Consider the following 18,574-nt stretch of genomic DNA (forward strand, 5'->3'; position numbering starts at 1 on the left):
GGAACTTTCGGAAAAATAGAATAATACGGACAAAAAAACAGGACTTATAGATAAGTCCTGCTCCACAGCACGGCTTTTAATTTTAGTTTATCCCTTTAGCTTCCCTAATAGTCTCATCGCATCGGTCTCCTTAGATAAAGCATGGACTAGAGCTGGCTGCTCACTGATTAGGGATAATTCCTTAAATAACTGCCGCATTTCTTCCCGCCCATCCTGTTTTACCGCAAGCAAGAAGACAAGCTCTACTTTCTCGGTTCCCCAAGTAAGTGGCTTCTTTAAAGTAGCGACTACAATGGAGGACTGCCTTATCCACTCTGAGCCGCCATGCGGGATGGCTATGCCTCCCCCAATCGTCGTAGCTGACATTTTTTCTCGCGCCAATACGCTGTCCACATATCCTGTCTCCACATATCCTTTGTCCTCCAGTATTTGCGCCAGCTTGGAAATCAATTGTTCCGGACGCTGCACTTCTTGCTGGGGAAATACTAAAAAAGGTGTTGTGTACTTAAAAAATACAGATTCATCTGCGACTCTAGGTTCCGGCTCATCCATTCGTCTGATCACTTGTTCCAGTTGACGCTCATCCTTGGCATCCAGCAATGGAGAGACGAGAATGTGCGGAACGCTCAGCTCTGTAAGAGCTACGGTTGTAATGATGAGATCCACCTCCTGGGTTGCCAGATAGTCCTGAACTTCAGCCTTCGAAAGGGTTGTCTCCACATGTACAGCCGGAAACTTACGTTCCACCTTTGTGCGCAGTAGCTGGGACATACCGATACCCATGTGACACACGATGATGGCTCTCTGAGGATGACTCTCTTTCTGGTGAAGTCGCTCCACAGAAGCCTGAAAATGTAGCGTTAAATACGCCGCTTCCTCCTCAGGGAACGATAACCGGACCAAATCCCCTACCTCTTCCAGCGTAATAATAACCCGGTCGAACATGTAAGGATACATCTTCTTAATCTCAGTCAGCATAGGATTGGACACCGTCAAACCATATTGAAGCCGGTTCAGGGTCGTATATAAATGGACCTTCAACCCTTTCAGCAACATCTTATCCTTGGAAAAGTCAATCATATTCAGCTCCGACATCCGCCGGACTAACTGCTCAATCAGTTTAGGCAAAAGCGGATTGCTGTCTGCCAGATCGCTTTGTTTGCCCTTTCTATCCTCTTGCTGGTAACGGAACTTTCCGCCCAGCAAATGCAGGGTTAGATAGGCCGTTTCTTCCTTGGAAAAAGGTACGGAAAACAGCTTTTGCAGCTGCCGTAAAAACGAAGTAGCCCATGTAAATTCGGCCTTCTCCTGCAAAAAGGCAATGTCTTGCTCGGAGAGAGAGATGGGCTGTCCCAGCTTGGTTCGTTTGACCATTAAGAGAATATGGAGCATTAAACCCTCAAAAGCTTCATCAGTAAAGCTGAGTTCATGAAGCTTTTGAAATGCTTTTAATTCATAATTGATGGTCGCAATCTCGTGCGGCTCAAACTGCTTGCGCATCATCTGTCCCGTTAACTCAGGACTATCAATCAGCTGATTCATCCGCGCCAAAGCGATCCGCTTGTTTTTCTCTGTGCCTTGAATGGTCAAGCCTACGCGCTGCTTGGTAACCAAGGCAAGATCAAAGCTGTGCAGCCAGTCATCAATCTTCTCCATATCTCTACGGATCACCGTCTTGTTCACATAATACTGGGAGGCCAGATCTTGTATCGTTACAGGCTTGGCATCCATCAAGAGCCGATAAGCGAGATGTAACACCCTCTCCTCATCCGATTCATGCTGGGCTGTACTCTCGCCTGCATACAGGCGGTGAAATAAATCAGCCTGCTCCGCTTCACTTATCTCCAAATAAATACCGCGTCCCGGTCTTCTCACCAGATTTGCATCGGAGTGCTTGACTAGGTATTCTTCAATTACTTTTAGATCGTTTCGAATCGTCTTTTCTGAGCAATCCGTTTGATCGGCCAGATCCTGCACTAACCACAGTCGGTTCGATTCAATTAACAACTTGCGGAAAATTTCTACTTGCCTTTTGTTCATTCCAATCTCCTATCTTCCAAAATAAAGAATGTTCAGGCATATCGGTTTATATTTCGTTAGCTTTATATTAACTTTATATTAGCTTATCGATATACTAATTGTAACCCTACAGCAACATACGGAGTGTATAATAAGACAATCCCAATATACTGGATTTTCAGGAGGAAGAACAGTGATCACCTATTTGAGATGCAATGAAGTCAGCATGGAGCACATTTTCCAGGCATTTTCGCTCGGATTCTCAGACTATTCCATTCGCCTGACCATGGAACAGGACGATTTCGCGGCACGTTTTTTCGGTCCAGAGGGTAATTCACGGAGCCACTCTTTCCTTGCCATGGATGAAGATCAGCCAATTGGCTTAATTCTAGGCGGTATCAGGCAGTTTGACGGGTGCCAGACCATGCGTTGCGGTACGCTATGCATCGGTCCAGCTTACCGTGGCCAGGGTATTAGCAACAGGTTGCTCGAGTTGCATAAACAAACGGCCATCTCTGCGGGCTGCCAGCAGCTATGGCTCGAAGTCATCAGAGATAATCACCGAGCTGTCCAATTCTATAAAAAGCACGGCTATCAGGCACGCTATACGCTAAAATATTATAACGCTATGCTCCCATCGGTCTCTCCCGCTCCTTCATCTTCGTACACTCTTAAAAAACTTATGTTTGATGATGTCGCAGATTTCCGTACAACCCTCACCGACTGTCACATCCATTGGCAAAGTGACACACCTTATTACGCCAACAGCACACAAGAAGTTTTTCTCGGCATCTATGCAGTCGATCAAACCCGACTCGGCATGATTGCTATGGGTGCTCAAGGTAAAATCAACTTTCTTTGGGTCGATCCCAAACATCGAAACCAAGGCCTTGGACGTACCTTACTTCATAAAGCGGCAGAAACCCAAAAGGCCGAGAAGGTATATATCTGCCTGTCCGACAATAACTCTCTTGAAGGCTTTATCCAAAAGGTAGGCTTCTCTAAGGACCCTATTGAGCAATATGAAATGTATATACCCCTTCATAGATAATTGATATATTCTGATTTAACGAGTGCGCACATGCAAAGATCATCATATTTCCCCAACGTAAATTCATACTGGGACAGGATTCCTTCCTGCCGAAAGCCTGCTTTTTCAAGCAAACGCAAGGATTGCGTATTCTCCGGCTCTACTAGTGCCTGAATGCGGTTCAAGAGGAGGGTATGAAACCCATAGTCGATTACAGCTGCAAGTACCTCTGACATTAACCCTTGGCCCCAATAGGCTCTGGACAATTCATAACCCATTTCTGCTCGGTGATGACGTTGATCCCAGTTATGAAATCCGCAAGAACCGATGATTTTACCTTCATTCGTTTGAAGAGCCCAGCGGATTCCCTGGTCTGTCTCAAAAATCTGATCATACCAACGGATCTCTTCCAGTGCCTCTTCTTCAGACTCAAATGGGCTCACTCCATAAAACTTCATCACCTGCTCATCTGAAAAGTATTCCAACATGTCCTTGCTGTCCGTCGCTACCATTTTCCGTAATACAAGACGTTCGGTTGTTATAACCGGAAACTCACCTTTCATATTCTCACCCCTGTCCCCTTGTTCACTTTCGCCAGCTTTCCATTCATACCTACGCCTCCTAAGTTCAATATTCGATTTCATTACTTTCTTCTTCCAATTATAAAGTAATCGAAAGAATACCTCTAAAGGGATATTTATAATTAGTTCTTTGTTTATAGAATGTTTTCCTAAACATGGATGATAAAAAGACCGTTATATAAGGAGTGTGTCTTAAATTATGGAATATTAAAATGAGGTGTACGATTTGGAAGACCAGCACATATCACAGAATTCACAGGCAACAGCAAGAGAGAGTTACATTCGGCATGGGCAAAACTATGGAGAAACAAACAGAATGGCTGAAATATCAAAAACCTACGGTTCGTCTATTTTGTTTAGACGTTGGGGAGCAACGATTTTTGATTTCATATTTTTTATAATTGGTTATATTTGTTTTTTCATCTCGGTCATTCAGGTAACAGATAGATGGTTGTTGCCTTTAGCGATTGCTTCCCGTTGCATTCTGATTATAGCTTTCTTCTGCTATTATTTGCTTTTGGAAGGTTACACAGGTTATACGCTTGGCAAATTCGTTTTTCGTATTAAGGTGGTTAACGGAGAAGGAAACCCTCCTGGTTTTCTTAAATCACTCATTCGCACGCTGCTCAGGTTAATAGACACCAATCCATTGCTAATGGGTTCACTACCTGCTGGTATCAGCGTGTTAGTAACTGCATCAAGACAACGAATTGGTGATTTAGCTGCAGGTACATATGTGGTAAAGGTACGGGATTTAGAGCCGATTAGCAAAAAGGTAATGAGATGGTCGCTCTTTATATTTTTTACCGCAATGGTGATTTTGGGAGCCTCGTTTGTAAATGCTATTTTTGTACTGGCAAACAGTTACGAGTCCAATGAAGCTCCGGTAAGCAAGCAGGAACAGAGCTATGTAAGTAGAGATGGAAGATTTCAAATCTCAGCCCCGTTAGACTGGTCAACAGACCCGGACTGGGAAGGAAAAGCAGATATTGCGATATTCAATCCCTACATTCAAAAGTCTGTTATCGTACGATCCAATTCGAAGGAGAAATTGGGTAATGTAACGCGCCAGTACTACACAAAGAAAATCCAAAACAATATAACCAAAGAGTTTAATCTCTCTACGGTAGGACCTTCATCCAACACCACGATTCAAGGATATCCTGCCACTCAGTTCACGATTAAAGGACAGAAAGATGTAGACCGTTATGTCACCCATGTAGCTATTATTGAAACTGAAAATAATTTCTATCAGATCATCGGTTATACACCTGCATCAAAATATAGCCGTTTAAAGAAAGAACTTCATGACATTACCTATAGCTTTCGTGAGGTTCGACCATAGGCAACATGACTGGCAATGAGAGAATACGACGCAAAAGACAGGCGCTCCTTGGAGCCCTGTTTTTTTTGCATACAACTACTCTTGATATCTATGATAAAATAGGCTGACATGTTCAGCGCCCTGCTTTATTATATTGTTCAGATGCACAACAAATTGAAAACCCTTTCAAAAAATGCGATATAGTAAAACACCTTACATCACTAGATAAAGGAGGAATCCTGATTTGTTTCCGCTCTCCGAAAGACAAGCCCAAGACATCGTAGACAAAATGATGAAGGATATTCCATACAACATCAATATTATGAATGAACGAGGCATCATCATTGGCAGCGGCGAGAGTGAACGAATCGGAACCATTCACCAAGGGGCTGTTCAGGCGCTCGAAACCGGGAAAATGATTGAAGTGTGGCAGGACGGACATTACGAGAAAAAGGGAACCAATGAACCAATTGTCATTCATCATGAGCTAGTCGGTGTCATTGGTATTTCAGGCAATCCTGACGAAGTGCGTCCTTTTTGCAATATTGTTAAAACTACGGTATCTCTTCTCATTGAACAGCGCATTTCCTTGGAGCATTTGGCCCACGAGGCCAACCGTAAAAAATCCGTACTGGAAATGCTGTTAAATCATCAGGGAGCCTACACCCAAAAAATAAAAAAAGAAGCTGCTCAATATCACATTGATTTGCTTCTCAAAACTTCGGCTGTATATGTAAAGCATCTTCCTTCAGATCCTGCTCATTTGGCCGAGTTATCCAATATATTGATGCAGCACCCATCCTTTCGGATGGAGGAAGACAGTTATCTCATCCTGATACAAAATCAGGAACCAACCGCCAAACTGTTGGAACCACTTGTACGCAGCCATCCCGATGTGCTGCTTGCCATCAGCAGACAAGAACACAGCATTGCCAATGTTTATATGCAAGCCAAGTCCGCTATGAATGTTTTACTAGCACTGCGTCCGCCTGTGCAGATCGTTTCTTTTGTTGAAGTCGAATTTCTGGTCAAATTAAGCCAAACCAACCTGACCAACACGATTCATCTGGTTAGCAAGCTGGAAGATACCGTGGATTTGCTGGATACGCTGCGAAGCTTTATTAACCATAACGGCAGTGTCTCCTTCACCGCAGATGAATTAAACATTCACCGAAATACACTGCAATACCGCCTGAAGCGCATCCATACCTTAACTGGCAAAGATCCCCGGAATCTCCTTCAGCTTTTTGAGCTTACGCACGGCTTATTGGCGCTGTATCAATAAACTGCCGGATCACGCGAGAATCCGTTCATTTCTCATTGAATTGAAGTACTCTTGCGATATTCTCGCACGTACGCTCTACATTTTGCGGTCCTTCGGCCAGCAGCTTACCCAGCTCCGAGGCTCCCGGCACGATGCCAAACACTGCATCTATTCCTTCCTTGTACAGCGTGTCGATCCCTTCCCCGATATAACCTGCGATCGCAATGACCTTTTTGCCGGATTGTTTGGCTGCCTGAGCTACTCCGTACGGAGTTTTACCGAATTTGGTCTGGAAATCAATGCCGCCTTCCCCCGTCAATACGATATCGGCCGTGGCTAGCTTCTGCTTTAAGCCAGTGTATTCAATCACGATTTCAATGCCTTTTTGCAGCGTCGCCTGAGTAAAAATCAATAAGCCCGCACCCAAGCCACCTGCTGCACCTGCGCCCGGAAGATCGCGTACATCCTTGCCCAGCTGCTGCTTCACCACATCCGCATAATGGGCAAGATTGGCATCCAATTGCTGCACCATTTCTGGCGTTGCCCCTTTTTGCGGGCCGAATACACGGGATGCCCCATGCTCTCCGCAGAGCGGATTTGTCACATCACAGGCTACAATCAATTGCACCTGTTGCAAGCGGTCATCCAGTGATGAAATATCAATACTGGCCAGCTCGCCCAGACTGCCGCCGCCGCGTGGAAGAGGATTGCCTGCTGCATCCAGAAATCTAGCGCCCAGCGCTTCTGCCATACCTGTACCGCCATCATTCGTGGCACTTCCGCCAATGCCAATGATAATTTTTCGAATTCCCTGGTTCAGACACTCCCGAATTAACTCGCCTGTACCATAGGTTGTTGTCTTTAACGGGTTTTTGTTGCCCTTATTAACCAGATGGATTCCGCTGGCAGATGCCATCTCGATTGCCGCAGTGGTGCCGTCTCCCAGCAAGCCGTATGCCGCATTTACAGGTTCTCCAAGCGGTCCGGTCACCTCCATGTAACGAAGCTGTCCGCCTGTCGCATCCACCAGTGATTGTACCGTTCCTTCACCGCCGTCTGCCATCGGAACGTGGACATAATGGGCTGTCGGATAGACCTTGCGCAGCCCTTTCTCCATTGCGATGCACACTTCCTTTGCCGTCATGCTTTCTTTAAAAGAGTCCGGTGCCAGTACAAATGTTTTCTCTCTCATTTTGTCACCCCATCGTGAATATTAAAGTATAAATCCATATATGATTGTTGCTACAATCGCCATAGTTCCGCCCACAATAGCTTCATAAGGGATTAATCCCATCCGTTGCTTAATGCTCATTTTCATGCTGTCTGCCGTAACGTGGAAATAGTTTCCCTGTGGTAAGGAATCAATGACGGTAGCTCCTGTATGCACCATCACAGCGGCAGCTAACGGGGCTGTTCCCATGTTCAGAATGGCTTCCCCAAACGAGCCAGTCGCCAAAATAACGCCAGTTGAAGTCGATGCTGTGGCGGCCGCCATCAGAATCCCTGCAAGCGGTGCCAAAAATGTGCCAGAAACTCCCGAAGCTTCAATCAAGCCAACTACCTGAGCAGATAAATTAGACGCAGAAATCAGACCCGCAATCCCACCTGCACCGATCAAGATGAGCACGGTTGCCGTCATTTTATTCAAACCGGAAGCCGAATATTTCAGTATATTGCGCCCTTGTCCCATGGCCAGCATACCTACAATCCCGGCGATCGGCAAAATGTACATCGCGTCGACCTTGAAGTTCGACAGTGCTTCAATGCCAGAGATGGAACCAATCGGGTTAATCATCAGCAAAATAACGGCTACCACCGGGGCTACAATTGCCCGTCCCAATGCTGGGTACTTCGACGTATCGACATCACTATCCATAATATCCTGTTCGGATACCTTCACGCCCTTGTTTTTCAACATAGACGCTACCAGAACCGTCATGATTAATCCGCATATCGCAGGTACCACACCCGCCAACATAACGTGGCTTAAATCCAGATTAAACCCACGCGCCGCCGCAATCGTATTGGGATTTGGAGAGATAATATTTCCCGCCTTTCCGCCTCCAGACAAGGCCAGCAGGAGAGCCAGCTTGGATATCCCCATTTTGTTCCCAACCGACAAAGCAATAGGTGCCACGATTAGCACTGCGACGGGAATAAATACGCCTACTGCTGTAATAATCATCGTCGCTAACGCTAGGGCAAGGATCGCTTTACTGCCGCCAAACTTCTTTACAATAGCCTGTGCAATCGTCTCCGCTGCCCCAGACTCCATCATCACGCCTGCTAATACACCGGCCGCGAGCACACGAATGACCGTCCCCATCACACTTTGCGTACCACTAATTAACACGCTGATCGTTTGCTCCAGATTGGCTCCGCCCAATAAAGCGCCTACAATAGCTCCCAAAAATAAGGCGTAAACCGGATTCAGCTTTCTCAATATCAAAATAATTGCAATAGCCAGCCCTGCCAGAGCTCCTATCCAACTGATCGTTAACCCTTCCATCTGTCTAACCCCCCGGGCAATTTTTGATTACGCTTTCATTATATCGATTGCAGAGTGTGAATTATATTGAAGAACAGACGAAATTGATTGTGCATTTGCACAAAAAAACCGAACTGGCTTACAAAAATAATCTAATGAATACGCTTGCAAATTTAAAATTTTAGATTATAATACTTGTATACAAGTATACTTGCTTGATGAGAAGGTGAATTTATGGTTCAATCCAGTGAATTCCTATATCCCTCCAAATGGCTTCTAAAAGCCTCTGCTGGTGATCGTGTAACATCCGAGCTTAGAATGCGCATCATTTCTGGTGCAATTGAAAGCGGTACCATATTATCTGAAAATAAATTGGCTGCTGATTTTGCTGTAAGTCGCTCACCTATTCGTGAAGCGTTAAAAATACTGGCTTCCGAAAATATCATCCGCTTAGAAAGAATGGGTGCCGTTGTTATGGGGCTATCAGAGAAAGAAATAGAAGAAATTTATGATGTTCGTCTACTTATAGAATCCTTCGTATTTGAACGTCTTATAAAGATGGACACGAATGATTTAGCAAAGGAACTTAGTAAAATACTCGAAATGATGAAGGTCGCGGTCAAATACAGTGATGCCGATGAATTTTCATATCAAGATGTCTTGTTCCATGAAACGATTATTCGTACAGTTAATCATTCATATATCCTGATGATCTGGAATAATTTAAAGCCCGTGATGGAAAGCCTTATTCTGTTGTCGATGCGTATGCGTTTCAAAGAAAAGTATGAAGACTTTACGCGGATTGTAAAAAATCATGAGCTTTATATTGAAGCAATCCAGGCAAAAGATAGAGACCTTATGATTAAGTCTTTACATGTAAACTTTGATGATGTTCAAGGTAAAGTAGAAGACTTATGGATGTCCCAACAACTGCTGTCTAAAGGAGCCGTGCCACAAAATGACTAACTATATGTTAGGTATAGATATCGGAACCACCAGTACAAAAGCCGTTTTATTTAGTGAAAAAGGCGAGGTCATCCAACAAGAAAATATTGGGTACCCGCTTTATACACCAGATATAGCGACAGCTGAACAAAACCCCGAGGAGATTTTTCAGGCAGTCCTACAAGCGACTTCCAATATCATGAAACATCACTCACAAAAAAAGCTATCGTTTGTTTCATTTAGCAGTGCCATGCATAGTGTCATTGCAATGGATGAACACGACCGGCCACTTACACCTTGTATCACTTGGGCAGATAATCGCAGCGAAGCGTGGGCACATCTAATAAAAGATGAGTTGAACGGCCAAGAAGTCTATAGACGAACAGGAACACCCATTCATCCCATGTCACCCTTAACTAAAATAGCCTGGATTGTGAATGACCTTCCTGAAATCGCTATCAAGGTTAAAAAATATATCGGAATTAAAGAATATATTTTCAAAAAGCTCTTTGATCTATATGTTGTTGATTATTCCCTGGCTTCAGCCATGGGCATGATGAATCTCGAAAAGCTGGATTGGGATGAAGAGGCCTTAAAAATTGCGGGGATAACCCGTTCCCAACTATCTGAGCTCGTACCCACAACCAAAATATTTACCGACTGTAATTCAGTTTTAGCAAAAGAGATGGGTATCGATCCACAAACACCATTTGTCATTGGAGCCAGCGATGGGGTTCTCTCTAATCTAGGTGTCAATGCGATACGAAAAGGCGAAGTTGCCGTCACCATTGGGACAAGCGGTGCCATTCGAACCATCATAGACAAGCCACAAACAGACGAAAAGGGAAGAATATTTTGTTATGCGTTAACGGAAAAGCACTGGGTCATTGGCGGGCCGGTAAATAATGGCGGGATGGTCCTTCGCTGGATTCGTGACGAGCTTGCCTCATCAGAAGTAGAAACAGCGAAACGACTAGGAATTGATCCATATGATGTGTTAACTAAAATTGCTGAACGCGTAAGGCCAGGATCTGATGGATTGTTATTCCACCCCTACCTCGCTGGTGAACGTGCACCCTTATGGAATCCAGACGTACGTGGCTCATTCTTCGGTTTAACGATGTCACATAAAAAGGAACATATGATTCGCGCAGCCTTAGAAGGAGTCATTTACAATTTATACACCGTATTTTTGGCCCTAACCGAATGCATGGATGGTCCCGTGACCCGAATCCAAGCTACAGGAGGCTTCGCAAGGTCAGATGTTTGGCGGCAAATGATGTCTGATATATTCGCATCTGAAGTCGTCGTTCCAGAAAGCTACGAAAGTTCTTGTCTAGGAGCTTGTATTTTAGGCTTGTATGCCACTGGAAAAATCCAATCATTTGAAGTCGTCTCTGAAATGATTGGCAGTACCAACAAACATGCACCCAAAGAAGAAGCAACCAAGGAATATAGAAAGTTGCTGCCGATTTTCATTAACCTATCCAGAGTATTGGAAGACGATTATACACGGATTGCTCATTACCAAAGAGGCTTAATTAAACACTAAAAGGATAAATACAGGGGGTAATTACAATGCCATTAGTCGTTGTAGGGATTGGAATTTTAGCATTACTCGTTTTAATCATGGGCTTCAAATTAAACACCTTCATTTCCTTAATCATTGTATCGTTCGGTGTAGCCTTAGCCCTTGGAATGCCATTAGAGGAAATTGTTAAAACCATTGAAGCTGGATTGGGCGGAACATTGGGTCACTTAGCGTTAATCTTTGGACTCGGAGCGATGTTAGGGAAGTTGATCGCGGATTCTGGTGGTGCCCAAAGAATCGCCATGACCCTCGTTGACAAATTTGGTGAAAAAAATATTCAATGGGCGGTCGTAGCTGCTTCATTCATTATCGGGATTGCGTTATTTTTTGAAGTAGGGTTAGTATTATTAATCCCAATTGTATTTGCTATTTCAAAAGAATTAAAGGTTTCTATCTTATATCTCGGTATTCCGATGGTCGCTGCTTTATCCGTCACACATGGTTTCTTACCTCCACATCCAGGACCAACCGTGATTGCTGGTGAATATGGCGCCAACCTTGGTGAGGTTTTACTTTATGGCTTCATTATTGCTATCCCAACCGTTATTTTGGCTGGCCCTGTATTTACGAAGCTTGCCAAAAAACTCGTACCTGCATCATTTACGAAAACCGGTAATATTGCCTCTTTAGGTGAACAGAAAGTATTTAAGTCTGAGGAAACTCCTGGATTCGGAATCAGTGTATTTACTGCAATGCTTCCTGTCATTTTAATGTCGATTGCTACGATTATTACTTTGCTTCAAAAAACAATGGGATTTGAGGATAATAGTTTACTGGCAGCGATCCGTTTTATTGGTGATGCATCAACATCTATGTTGATTTCCTTACTGGTTGCCGTCTATACCATGGGAATCGCAAGAAAAATTCCAATCAAAAATGTAATGGCATCTTGTACAACTGCTATTACTCATATTGGGATGATGCTCTTGATCATTGGGGGAGGCGGAGCCTTCAAACAAGTACTCATTAATGGCGGCGTAGGTGACTATGTAGCCGATTTATTCAATGGAACTACATTATCACCCATCCTGCTGGCCTGGATCATCGCTGCAATCTTACGTATTTCCCTAGGTTCTGCGACTGTTGCAGCCTTAACAACCGCTGGTTTAGTAATTCCGATGTTAGGACAATCTGACGTTAATCTTGCTTTAGTCGTGCTTGCCACGGGAGCGGGTAGCTTAATAGCTTCACATGTTAACGATGCCGGGTTCTGGATGTTTAAAGAGTATTTTGGTTTAAGCATGAAAGAAACCTTTGCCACATGGACATTGCTTGAAACCATTATTTCTGTAGCCGGATTAGGATTCATCTTAATACTAAGTTTATTCGTATAAACCATGATTTCAGGGCGGTAGATCCCCCACCTATCTTTCTTAGAATCTCTAAGTCGATAAGTGAGGATCTACCGCCTCTTTACAAACTGGAGTGATATTATACTTTTTCATTTTTGGACGATTGAACTGGTTGCTTCTGTTGTTCCTTTGGCCTCACCATGTCCTGCACCAAATAGGTTCAATACCACCACGCCAATAACAATTAAAGCAATCCCTACGATACTCCCTGTATTGATTTTCTCCTTCCAAATCAATACTGAAATCACCGTTGTAGCAACAGCCCCCACCCCTGACCAAATGGCATACGTCATATTAAGAGGAAGTGTCTTGAGGGTTAGTGAAATAAAGAAGAAAGAGATTACAAACGCGACAATCGTGAATAGAGTCGGATACAGTCTCGTAAAACCTTCTGAAGCTTTAAGCATTGAAGTACCAATAAGCTCACTAGCAATAGAGATTGCCAAGAAAAAATAAGCCATCATTCATTCTCCTTTATATATGTCTTTAATTCTTCTATAATTTTTTGCTTCAATTCTTCATTAGGAAGAGCGAGTCCGAACATTTCGGCAAACCACAAACCGTCTATAGCTAATCGGACAATCGTAGAACGGACCGGGTCCAATTCGTCGTTTTCGATTTTATTTTGGATATTCGCATACTCATCCTGAAGCAGCTTGAGCATTTGAGGGTTCGTAAATTGTGCTGCTGAGAGAGCGGTATACAGGTCACTTGCATCCTGATCCCCGGAAAATGACGTATTCATATAAGCGCGAGTCCATCTACCTTGGGAATGCATATCGTTTTCTGCCCTTTCATTAAATTCGGTGATAAAGCTGGTCGATAGCTGTTCAACCATCCCCAGAATCAATTCATCTTTATTCGGAAAATGGTAAAGCAATCCTCCCTTACTTACTCCCGCTTTCTTAGCCACCGCTTCTAACGTTAATTTTTCTACTCCTTCTTCTTGTACAATTATAGAAGCTGCTTTAAGGATTAATTCTCTTTTTAATGTTTTTTTAGTTGTATTCATTCTGATCACCACCTATTTTACTATACCGTCCAGACGGTTTTATTTCAATCAAAAGATACGTTTAAGCTAAATAAAAAGAAGCCTTGGGCGTGTAACATTTCAGCCAAGACTTCTTTAAATAAACAACTACCCAGCCCGGATATTTAGCAAAAGTCCGCATCTGTTGGGTTTTAAGTGCCACCTATAGCTTATCTCTTCAGATACTGTCTCAGCCATTGGAGCGCAGGACGTTCCGTGCCGTTAGAGTTCAGCAGATGTGTACCATCTTTCCAAGTTTGTCCTTGGATATACCCCCAAAGCGTAACTCCCTTCACTGAGGGGTTTTGCCAAAGGACTGGAAACTTCTCTTTGTATCTGGCAAGTTGAGTATTATCATCCCCAGTTATATCCAGTTCCGACACATAGATCGGTAACCCGGTCGCCGACAGCTTATTTAGTACAGTATTCATCGTGTTGACTGAGACGTTGTCCATACTGAAATGGTGGCATTGAATGCCAATACCGTCAATCAGGCCTCTACTCTTGAGCTGATTAATAATATTGACATATTGGTCGGCTAAAGAAGGGTCGTTGATAATACCATAATCATTTATATGCAGTTTGGCATTCGGGAAAGCTTGTCTGGCCTGTTGGAACGACCATATGACCCAATCCCATCCGGTCGACCCGTCACCACCAATGGCATTGCGGTAGGACGGCTTCTGATGCAACGGCTCATTCACCACATCTACAAACGCCGCATTCGGATAGCGCTGACCTGCTGCTTTAATCCACTGAGTCACTTCCGCTTTCTGATCAGCAGCCGACAGTCCTTTAACCCATCCTGGCTCCTGGGCACCCCATACCAACGTATGGAACTTGAACGGGAAACCATTGCTACGGGCATAATTGTAGGCGGTATCCGCCTGCGACCAGTTCATGTTGTTACGACTGCCTTCAACCGATTCCCACTTAGTCGAGTTCTCCGGCGTCACTTGATTCCAGTATGTCCCGTAACTAGGAGGGACACTGCCCGCAATGATATTCCCCAGAAATTTGCTTCCATTTGCCAGGCCAGCATCAGCCTGGTTGACCAGAACAGATGATAACAACACACCCGCCAACGCCAAACTGCTCACCAGCTTGCCCACTTTAGTTCTTAACATAAAATCTCCTCCTCACACGTATAATTTGATAATACTCTTCCTCAATAATTTAAGCGCTTACATTTCCAATTATAAGAATGAATAGTTGTTTTCTGCTACATGTGAAAGTATAGATTTTACCCGAAAAATCTTACATCATTGCAGAACAGCCACAACACGAATCCCAAACAACTCTGAAACGAAAAGAAAAGGCTGCTGCGAAAAGTGATATACCCCCTTCACAGTAGTAGGTTTTATTATTCAACCTGTCTATCTTCTTGGGAGCATATCACCTGAAGACCGCTCCTTAATTATTTAAGGATTAAGCGCTCTTGCAATCGCGTCTACATAACTTTGGCTGGCGCGTTGACTTACTTCTGCTTGAGGAATCATCCCTTCAAAATTGTGGAATGTGCCGGGATACAGATGAAATTCGACGTCAACGCCCGCTTGGGCAAGGCGTGCCACATATTCGATCGTCTCATCTCGGAATAGATCGAGCTGCCCTACGCACGTGTAGGTCGGCGGCAGACCAGCCAAGCTTTCTGCTCTCGACGGCACCGCATATGGGGAGACCTCGCTATCTTCGGTACGATTACCCAAGTACATGTTCCAGGCCGTCAAGTTGTTCTTCCGGCTCCATGGTGCATTATCGGCCGTAATTTCATGACTTGATGCCGTAACATTGCGGTCGTCGATCATCGGATATAGCGGCATTTGGAAGATAAGGGCTGGTCCGCCTTTGTCACGAGCCATTAAAGCAAGTGCTGCGGTTAGACCGCCACCCCCGCTTGCACCAGCAATTGCGACCCGGTCCAAGTCGATGCCCAGCAGCTCAGCTTCATCGGTCATCCACGTCAAAGCGGCATAACAGTCATCGATGGCAGCTGGGTAGGGGTGCTCGGGAGCAAGTCGATAATCGACCGATACGACGACGCAATTAGCCGCCTGCACGAAGCGTTCGCACAAAGCATCGTCCATATCAGGATGCCCCATTACATAGCCTCCCCCGTGAATCCACAGCATGGCCGGAAGCTTAACGTCAGTTCGCTGGGCAGGTTCGTAGATTTTGACTAATATCTCGCCTGCAACGCTTGGAATCATCCGGCTTGTCGTGCGTACGTGTTCCGACTGCTCAATAGGCGGACTCGACAAATAACTTCTGCTCAGTTCTAAATTCTCCTCTAGTTGGAAACCGGGGAATTGTGCAATTACTGACCTTAATTCTGGTAATAAACGATTTTCAAAATCCATGCGAATCACTCCTATGTTAGGTTATTTTATAGTCTTTTTTCCGTCTCCGCTTCCCACTTGGCTATTTCCTTCCGCACTCGGGGTGCTACCTCTGTTCCAAGTAGCTCAATGGCTCTCATCACCTCGGCATGCGGCATCGTGCTTAACGGAACATACAGCATAAAGCGTGTAACACCTACATGCTTGCGAAGATGAATGATCTTCTGGGCAACCGTCTCGGGATCGCCAACATACAGCGCACCTTCAAAGCTGCGCGCGGCATCATAGCTGGAACGATCATAATGCGCCCATCCTCGCTCCCTGCCCAATCTATTCATACCTGCCATCGTAGAGGGGAAATATGTATCTGCCGCTCGCTCATTATTCTCTCCGACAAATCCTATCGAGTGCGACCCAACCCTAAGCTGCGATTCATCATGACCAGCGTGCGCTGCTGCCTTCTTATAAAGCTGGACAAGCGGTGCAAAATTTATCGGGTTCCCTCCAATGATCGCCAACATCAAGGGCAGTCCTAACAGACCTGCACGAATAGCAGAATCCTGCCTCCCCCCGCTACCTACCCATATTGGTAAAGGATTCTGAACTGGCCGGGGATACACGCCCAAATTGTTAATGGCTGGCCGATGACCGCCCTTCCAGATTACCTTTTCGGACTCCCGTATTTTAAGGAGAAGTTCCAAATGTTGTTCAAACAGCTCATCATAGTCATCCAAGTCATAGCCGAACAGAGGAAAAGACTCAATAAAAGAACCTCGACCCGCCATAATCTCGGCACGTCCATTTGAAATACCATCCAGCGTAGCAAAGTCTTGAAAAACGCGCACCGGATCAGCTGAAGAAAGCACCGTCACTGCACTGGTTAGCCGGATCCGTTGCGTCTGCGCTGCAGCCGCGGACAGCACCATTGCTGGTGAAGATGCCGAATAATCCTTTCGATGATGCTCACCTACACCAAACACATCAAGTCCCACTTGATCAGCAAGGATAATTTCCTCGACAACTTCACGCAACCGCTGTGCGTGACTTATCACTTCGCCTGTCTGAACATCAGGCTTTGTCTCTACAAACGAGGTAATACCTATCTCCATGGTCTATCTCTCCCATTCTAATAGCTTTCTTTGTGTGCCAATTGAATAACAATAAATATCATACCAACCGGTATGTTATTTTCCCCAGTAAATATAACTCACAAAAAAGAATACTGTCAACAGTCATAGTAAATCCACTTTGATTATTCTTTCATATTCACCTCCTCTTTTCGGGAAAGACCAACCTTCATTTGACAATTTTAAGGACTAATTATAAGATAATAACGTACTAATTGGTAATCAAATGAATGTCACTGAACATTATAATCAGATACATGGAGCCATTAAGAATAAAATCATGAGTAACGAGAGGTATTGTTATGGGACGAACCCGCGAATTTGACGAAGAGAAAGTTTTAGATGCAGCTATGCAAATATTTTGGGAAAAGGGATATGAAGCCACCTCATTAAGTGATTTAACTTCCAGAATGGAAATTCAACGCCCCAGTATATATTCCACTTTTGGGGGCAAAAAAGAATTGTTCGAAGCCGCGCTACGCAAATACACGATGTCCCGTGCTTCTTTAATCCGAACCAAACTTCAAAGCATTCCATCTGTAAAAGAAGCATTTCGTACTTTTTTTGAGGGTGTGGTTGAAGAGGAGTTTGCGGAAAATCCTAGAAAAGGATGCTTTTGCATTAATACAATGGTTGAACTTGCGCCCCATGATGAGAAGTTTGAAATTCTTACAAGGGAGCATCAAATGTACCTGGCGGTCATTTTTCAAGAAACCATTGAACGAGGTATACAATCAGGTGAGCTTGAGATCGGACTAGATGCGAAGGCTGTATCACAGGCATTAGTTGTATCGTTAATTGGTCTGACCGTCATGATAAAGTCTCGTCCAGAGCGATCATTTATTGATAATACAATAGAAGTAACACTCACATTGCTTAAGTAATTTGGAATGGATTCATTTTAGCGGATAGCAATCTCTATACGACAGTTTAAAGGGCACCCAGTCGGGTGCCCTTTGTGTGTGTAACACATGTTTTCACATATGCAGATATAAAACATGCGTTACAGTGGCGGATAGGGAGGGAGGTTTTATTAATGTCCGCGATGTTTTTCTTTCGCTTTTTTCTCCTTTAATTCCCTTATCCGTGCCTTCATAGATTCCCTTTGCTGTTTAGAGTAGGTACGTTTCTCCAACTTGCGCTTCTCATACTCTAACTTTAAAGCCTCTTGTGCGTTGGAAGAGACTCCCTTCCGCCTTAATTCATACGCTGCCTGCCTTGCTAGCCGCTTCGGATTGACCTTCTTCGTTTCAGACCACTTTATAGCCACCTCTTGTGAAAGCCGACTAACAAGTTCCCACATTTCCTCACGGATAAAATGGAGAATTTCTTCGTCTTTAGGCTCTGTCCCAAAAATGTACCTGGCTGCCTTCAATTTCCCTTGGTCCTGCTCCTCCATGACTCCAACCCAATACTGTCCATCATGATAAATCGTAAGCTTCATTTGAATCCCCCTCATTTTAAATCGAAACGATGGACATCCC

17 protein-coding genes are annotated in these 18,574 nt (G+C 44.3%); 7 read left to right on the forward strand and 10 right to left on the reverse strand.

Annotated elements, in window-relative coordinates; all coding sequences use genetic code 11:
• Positions 1 to 87: 87 nt before the first annotated feature.
• The gene (locus tag ACU1JV_RS14455; protein ID WP_413987232.1) at positions 88 to 2,040 is read right to left on the reverse strand and encodes a BglG family transcription antiterminator; all 1,953 of its coding nucleotides are present in this window, start codon (positions 2,038 to 2,040) and stop codon (positions 88 to 90) included.
• A 172-nt stretch (positions 2,041 to 2,212) separates the two neighbouring features.
• On the opposite strand from ACU1JV_RS14455, the gene ACU1JV_RS14460 reads away from it, so the two are divergent.
• Positions 2,213 to 3,070, forward strand: a complete 858-nt coding sequence (locus ACU1JV_RS14460; protein ID WP_413987233.1) for a GNAT family N-acetyltransferase — start codon at positions 2,213 to 2,215, stop codon at positions 3,068 to 3,070.
• On the opposite strand, the gene ACU1JV_RS14465 is transcribed toward ACU1JV_RS14460, so the two are convergent.
• Positions 3,061 to 3,612 (reverse strand): GNAT family N-acetyltransferase, encoded by a 552-nt coding sequence (locus tag ACU1JV_RS14465; protein WP_413987234.1) that lies wholly within the window; start codon positions 3,610 to 3,612, stop codon positions 3,061 to 3,063. The genes ACU1JV_RS14460 and ACU1JV_RS14465 overlap by 10 nt on opposite strands.
• 244 nt (positions 3,613 to 3,856) lie before the next feature.
• On the opposite strand from ACU1JV_RS14465, the gene ACU1JV_RS14470 reads away from it, so the two are divergent.
• Entirely contained in the window at positions 3,857 to 4,975 is a 1,119-nt protein-coding gene (locus ACU1JV_RS14470) for an RDD family protein (RefSeq protein WP_413987235.1), read from the forward strand.
• Positions 4,976 to 5,198: 223 nt separating this feature from the next.
• Entirely contained in the window at positions 5,199 to 6,239 is a 1,041-nt protein-coding gene (locus tag ACU1JV_RS14475; RefSeq protein WP_137079550.1) for a CdaR family transcriptional regulator, read from the forward strand.
• A gap of 25 nt (positions 6,240 to 6,264) precedes the next feature.
• Here ACU1JV_RS14475 and ACU1JV_RS14480 read toward each other — a convergent pair whose 3' ends face one another.
• Positions 6,265 to 7,410 (reverse strand): glycerate kinase family protein, encoded by a 1,146-nt coding sequence (locus tag ACU1JV_RS14480; RefSeq protein WP_413987236.1) that lies wholly within the window; start codon positions 7,408 to 7,410, stop codon positions 6,265 to 6,267.
• A 21-nt stretch (positions 7,411 to 7,431) separates the two neighbouring features.
• Positions 7,432 to 8,727, reverse strand: coding sequence for a GntP family permease (locus ACU1JV_RS14485; protein ID WP_013373826.1), 1,296 nt, complete (start codon positions 8,725 to 8,727; stop codon positions 7,432 to 7,434).
• Between the two features lie 213 nt (positions 8,728 to 8,940).
• On the opposite strand from ACU1JV_RS14485, the gene ACU1JV_RS14490 reads away from it, so the two are divergent.
• Genes ACU1JV_RS14490 through ACU1JV_RS14500 form a run of 3 tightly spaced genes read left to right on the forward strand, consistent with a single transcriptional unit; the run spans position 8,941 to position 12,576 of the window.
• Entirely contained in the window at positions 8,941 to 9,672 is a 732-nt protein-coding gene (locus ACU1JV_RS14490; protein ID WP_413987237.1) for a GntR family transcriptional regulator, read from the forward strand.
• Positions 9,665 to 11,203, forward strand: coding sequence for a gluconokinase (gntK, locus tag ACU1JV_RS14495; protein ID WP_126666313.1), 1,539 nt, complete (start codon positions 9,665 to 9,667; stop codon positions 11,201 to 11,203). Before ACU1JV_RS14490 ends, gntK begins: the two co-directional genes overlap by 8 nt.
• A 26-nt stretch (positions 11,204 to 11,229) precedes the next feature.
• Positions 11,230 to 12,576 (forward strand): GntP family permease, encoded by a 1,347-nt coding sequence (locus tag ACU1JV_RS14500; RefSeq protein ID WP_413987238.1) that lies wholly within the window; start codon positions 11,230 to 11,232, stop codon positions 12,574 to 12,576.
• 107 nt (positions 12,577 to 12,683) lie between these two features.
• On the opposite strand, the gene ACU1JV_RS14505 is transcribed toward ACU1JV_RS14500, so the two are convergent.
• The 5 genes from ACU1JV_RS14505 to ACU1JV_RS14525 form a co-directional block, all read right to left on the reverse strand.
• Positions 12,684 to 13,055, reverse strand: a complete 372-nt coding sequence (locus ACU1JV_RS14505; RefSeq protein WP_016822518.1) for a DMT family transporter — start codon at positions 13,053 to 13,055, stop codon at positions 12,684 to 12,686.
• Positions 13,055 to 13,606: a TetR/AcrR family transcriptional regulator gene (locus tag ACU1JV_RS14510; protein ID WP_413987239.1), complete on the reverse strand. Its 552-nt coding sequence runs from the start codon at positions 13,604 to 13,606 to the stop codon at positions 13,055 to 13,057. The genes ACU1JV_RS14505 and ACU1JV_RS14510 overlap by 1 nt, the downstream gene beginning before the upstream one ends.
• Before the next feature lie 188 nt (positions 13,607 to 13,794).
• Entirely contained in the window at positions 13,795 to 14,751 is a 957-nt protein-coding gene (locus ACU1JV_RS14515; RefSeq protein WP_013373834.1) for an endo-1,4-beta-xylanase, read from the reverse strand.
• Between the two features lie 294 nt (positions 14,752 to 15,045).
• A complete protein-coding gene (locus ACU1JV_RS14520) occupies positions 15,046 to 15,984 on the reverse strand; it encodes an alpha/beta hydrolase (RefSeq protein WP_413987240.1) in 939 nt (312 codons plus the stop codon).
• 26 nt (positions 15,985 to 16,010) lie between these two features.
• Positions 16,011 to 17,072 carry an LLM class flavin-dependent oxidoreductase gene (locus ACU1JV_RS14525; protein WP_016324914.1) on the reverse strand — a complete coding sequence of 354 codons (1,062 nt, stop codon included), beginning with the start codon at positions 17,070 to 17,072 and terminating at the stop codon, positions 16,011 to 16,013.
• 320 nt (positions 17,073 to 17,392) lie between these two features.
• On the opposite strand from ACU1JV_RS14525, the gene ACU1JV_RS14530 reads away from it, so the two are divergent.
• Positions 17,393 to 17,974 carry a TetR/AcrR family transcriptional regulator gene (locus ACU1JV_RS14530; protein ID WP_264217067.1) on the forward strand — a complete coding sequence of 194 codons (582 nt, stop codon included), beginning with the start codon at positions 17,393 to 17,395 and terminating at the stop codon, positions 17,972 to 17,974.
• 149 nt (positions 17,975 to 18,123) lie between these two features.
• On the opposite strand, the gene ACU1JV_RS14535 is transcribed toward ACU1JV_RS14530, so the two are convergent.
• On the reverse strand, positions 18,124 to 18,534 hold the full coding sequence (locus ACU1JV_RS14535) for a YjdF family protein (RefSeq protein ID WP_413987241.1): 411 nt from the start codon (positions 18,532 to 18,534) through the stop codon (positions 18,124 to 18,126).
• Positions 18,535 to 18,574: the final 40 nt, after the last annotated feature.

It is taken from the genome of Paenibacillus sp. T2-29 (assembly GCF_052921365.1).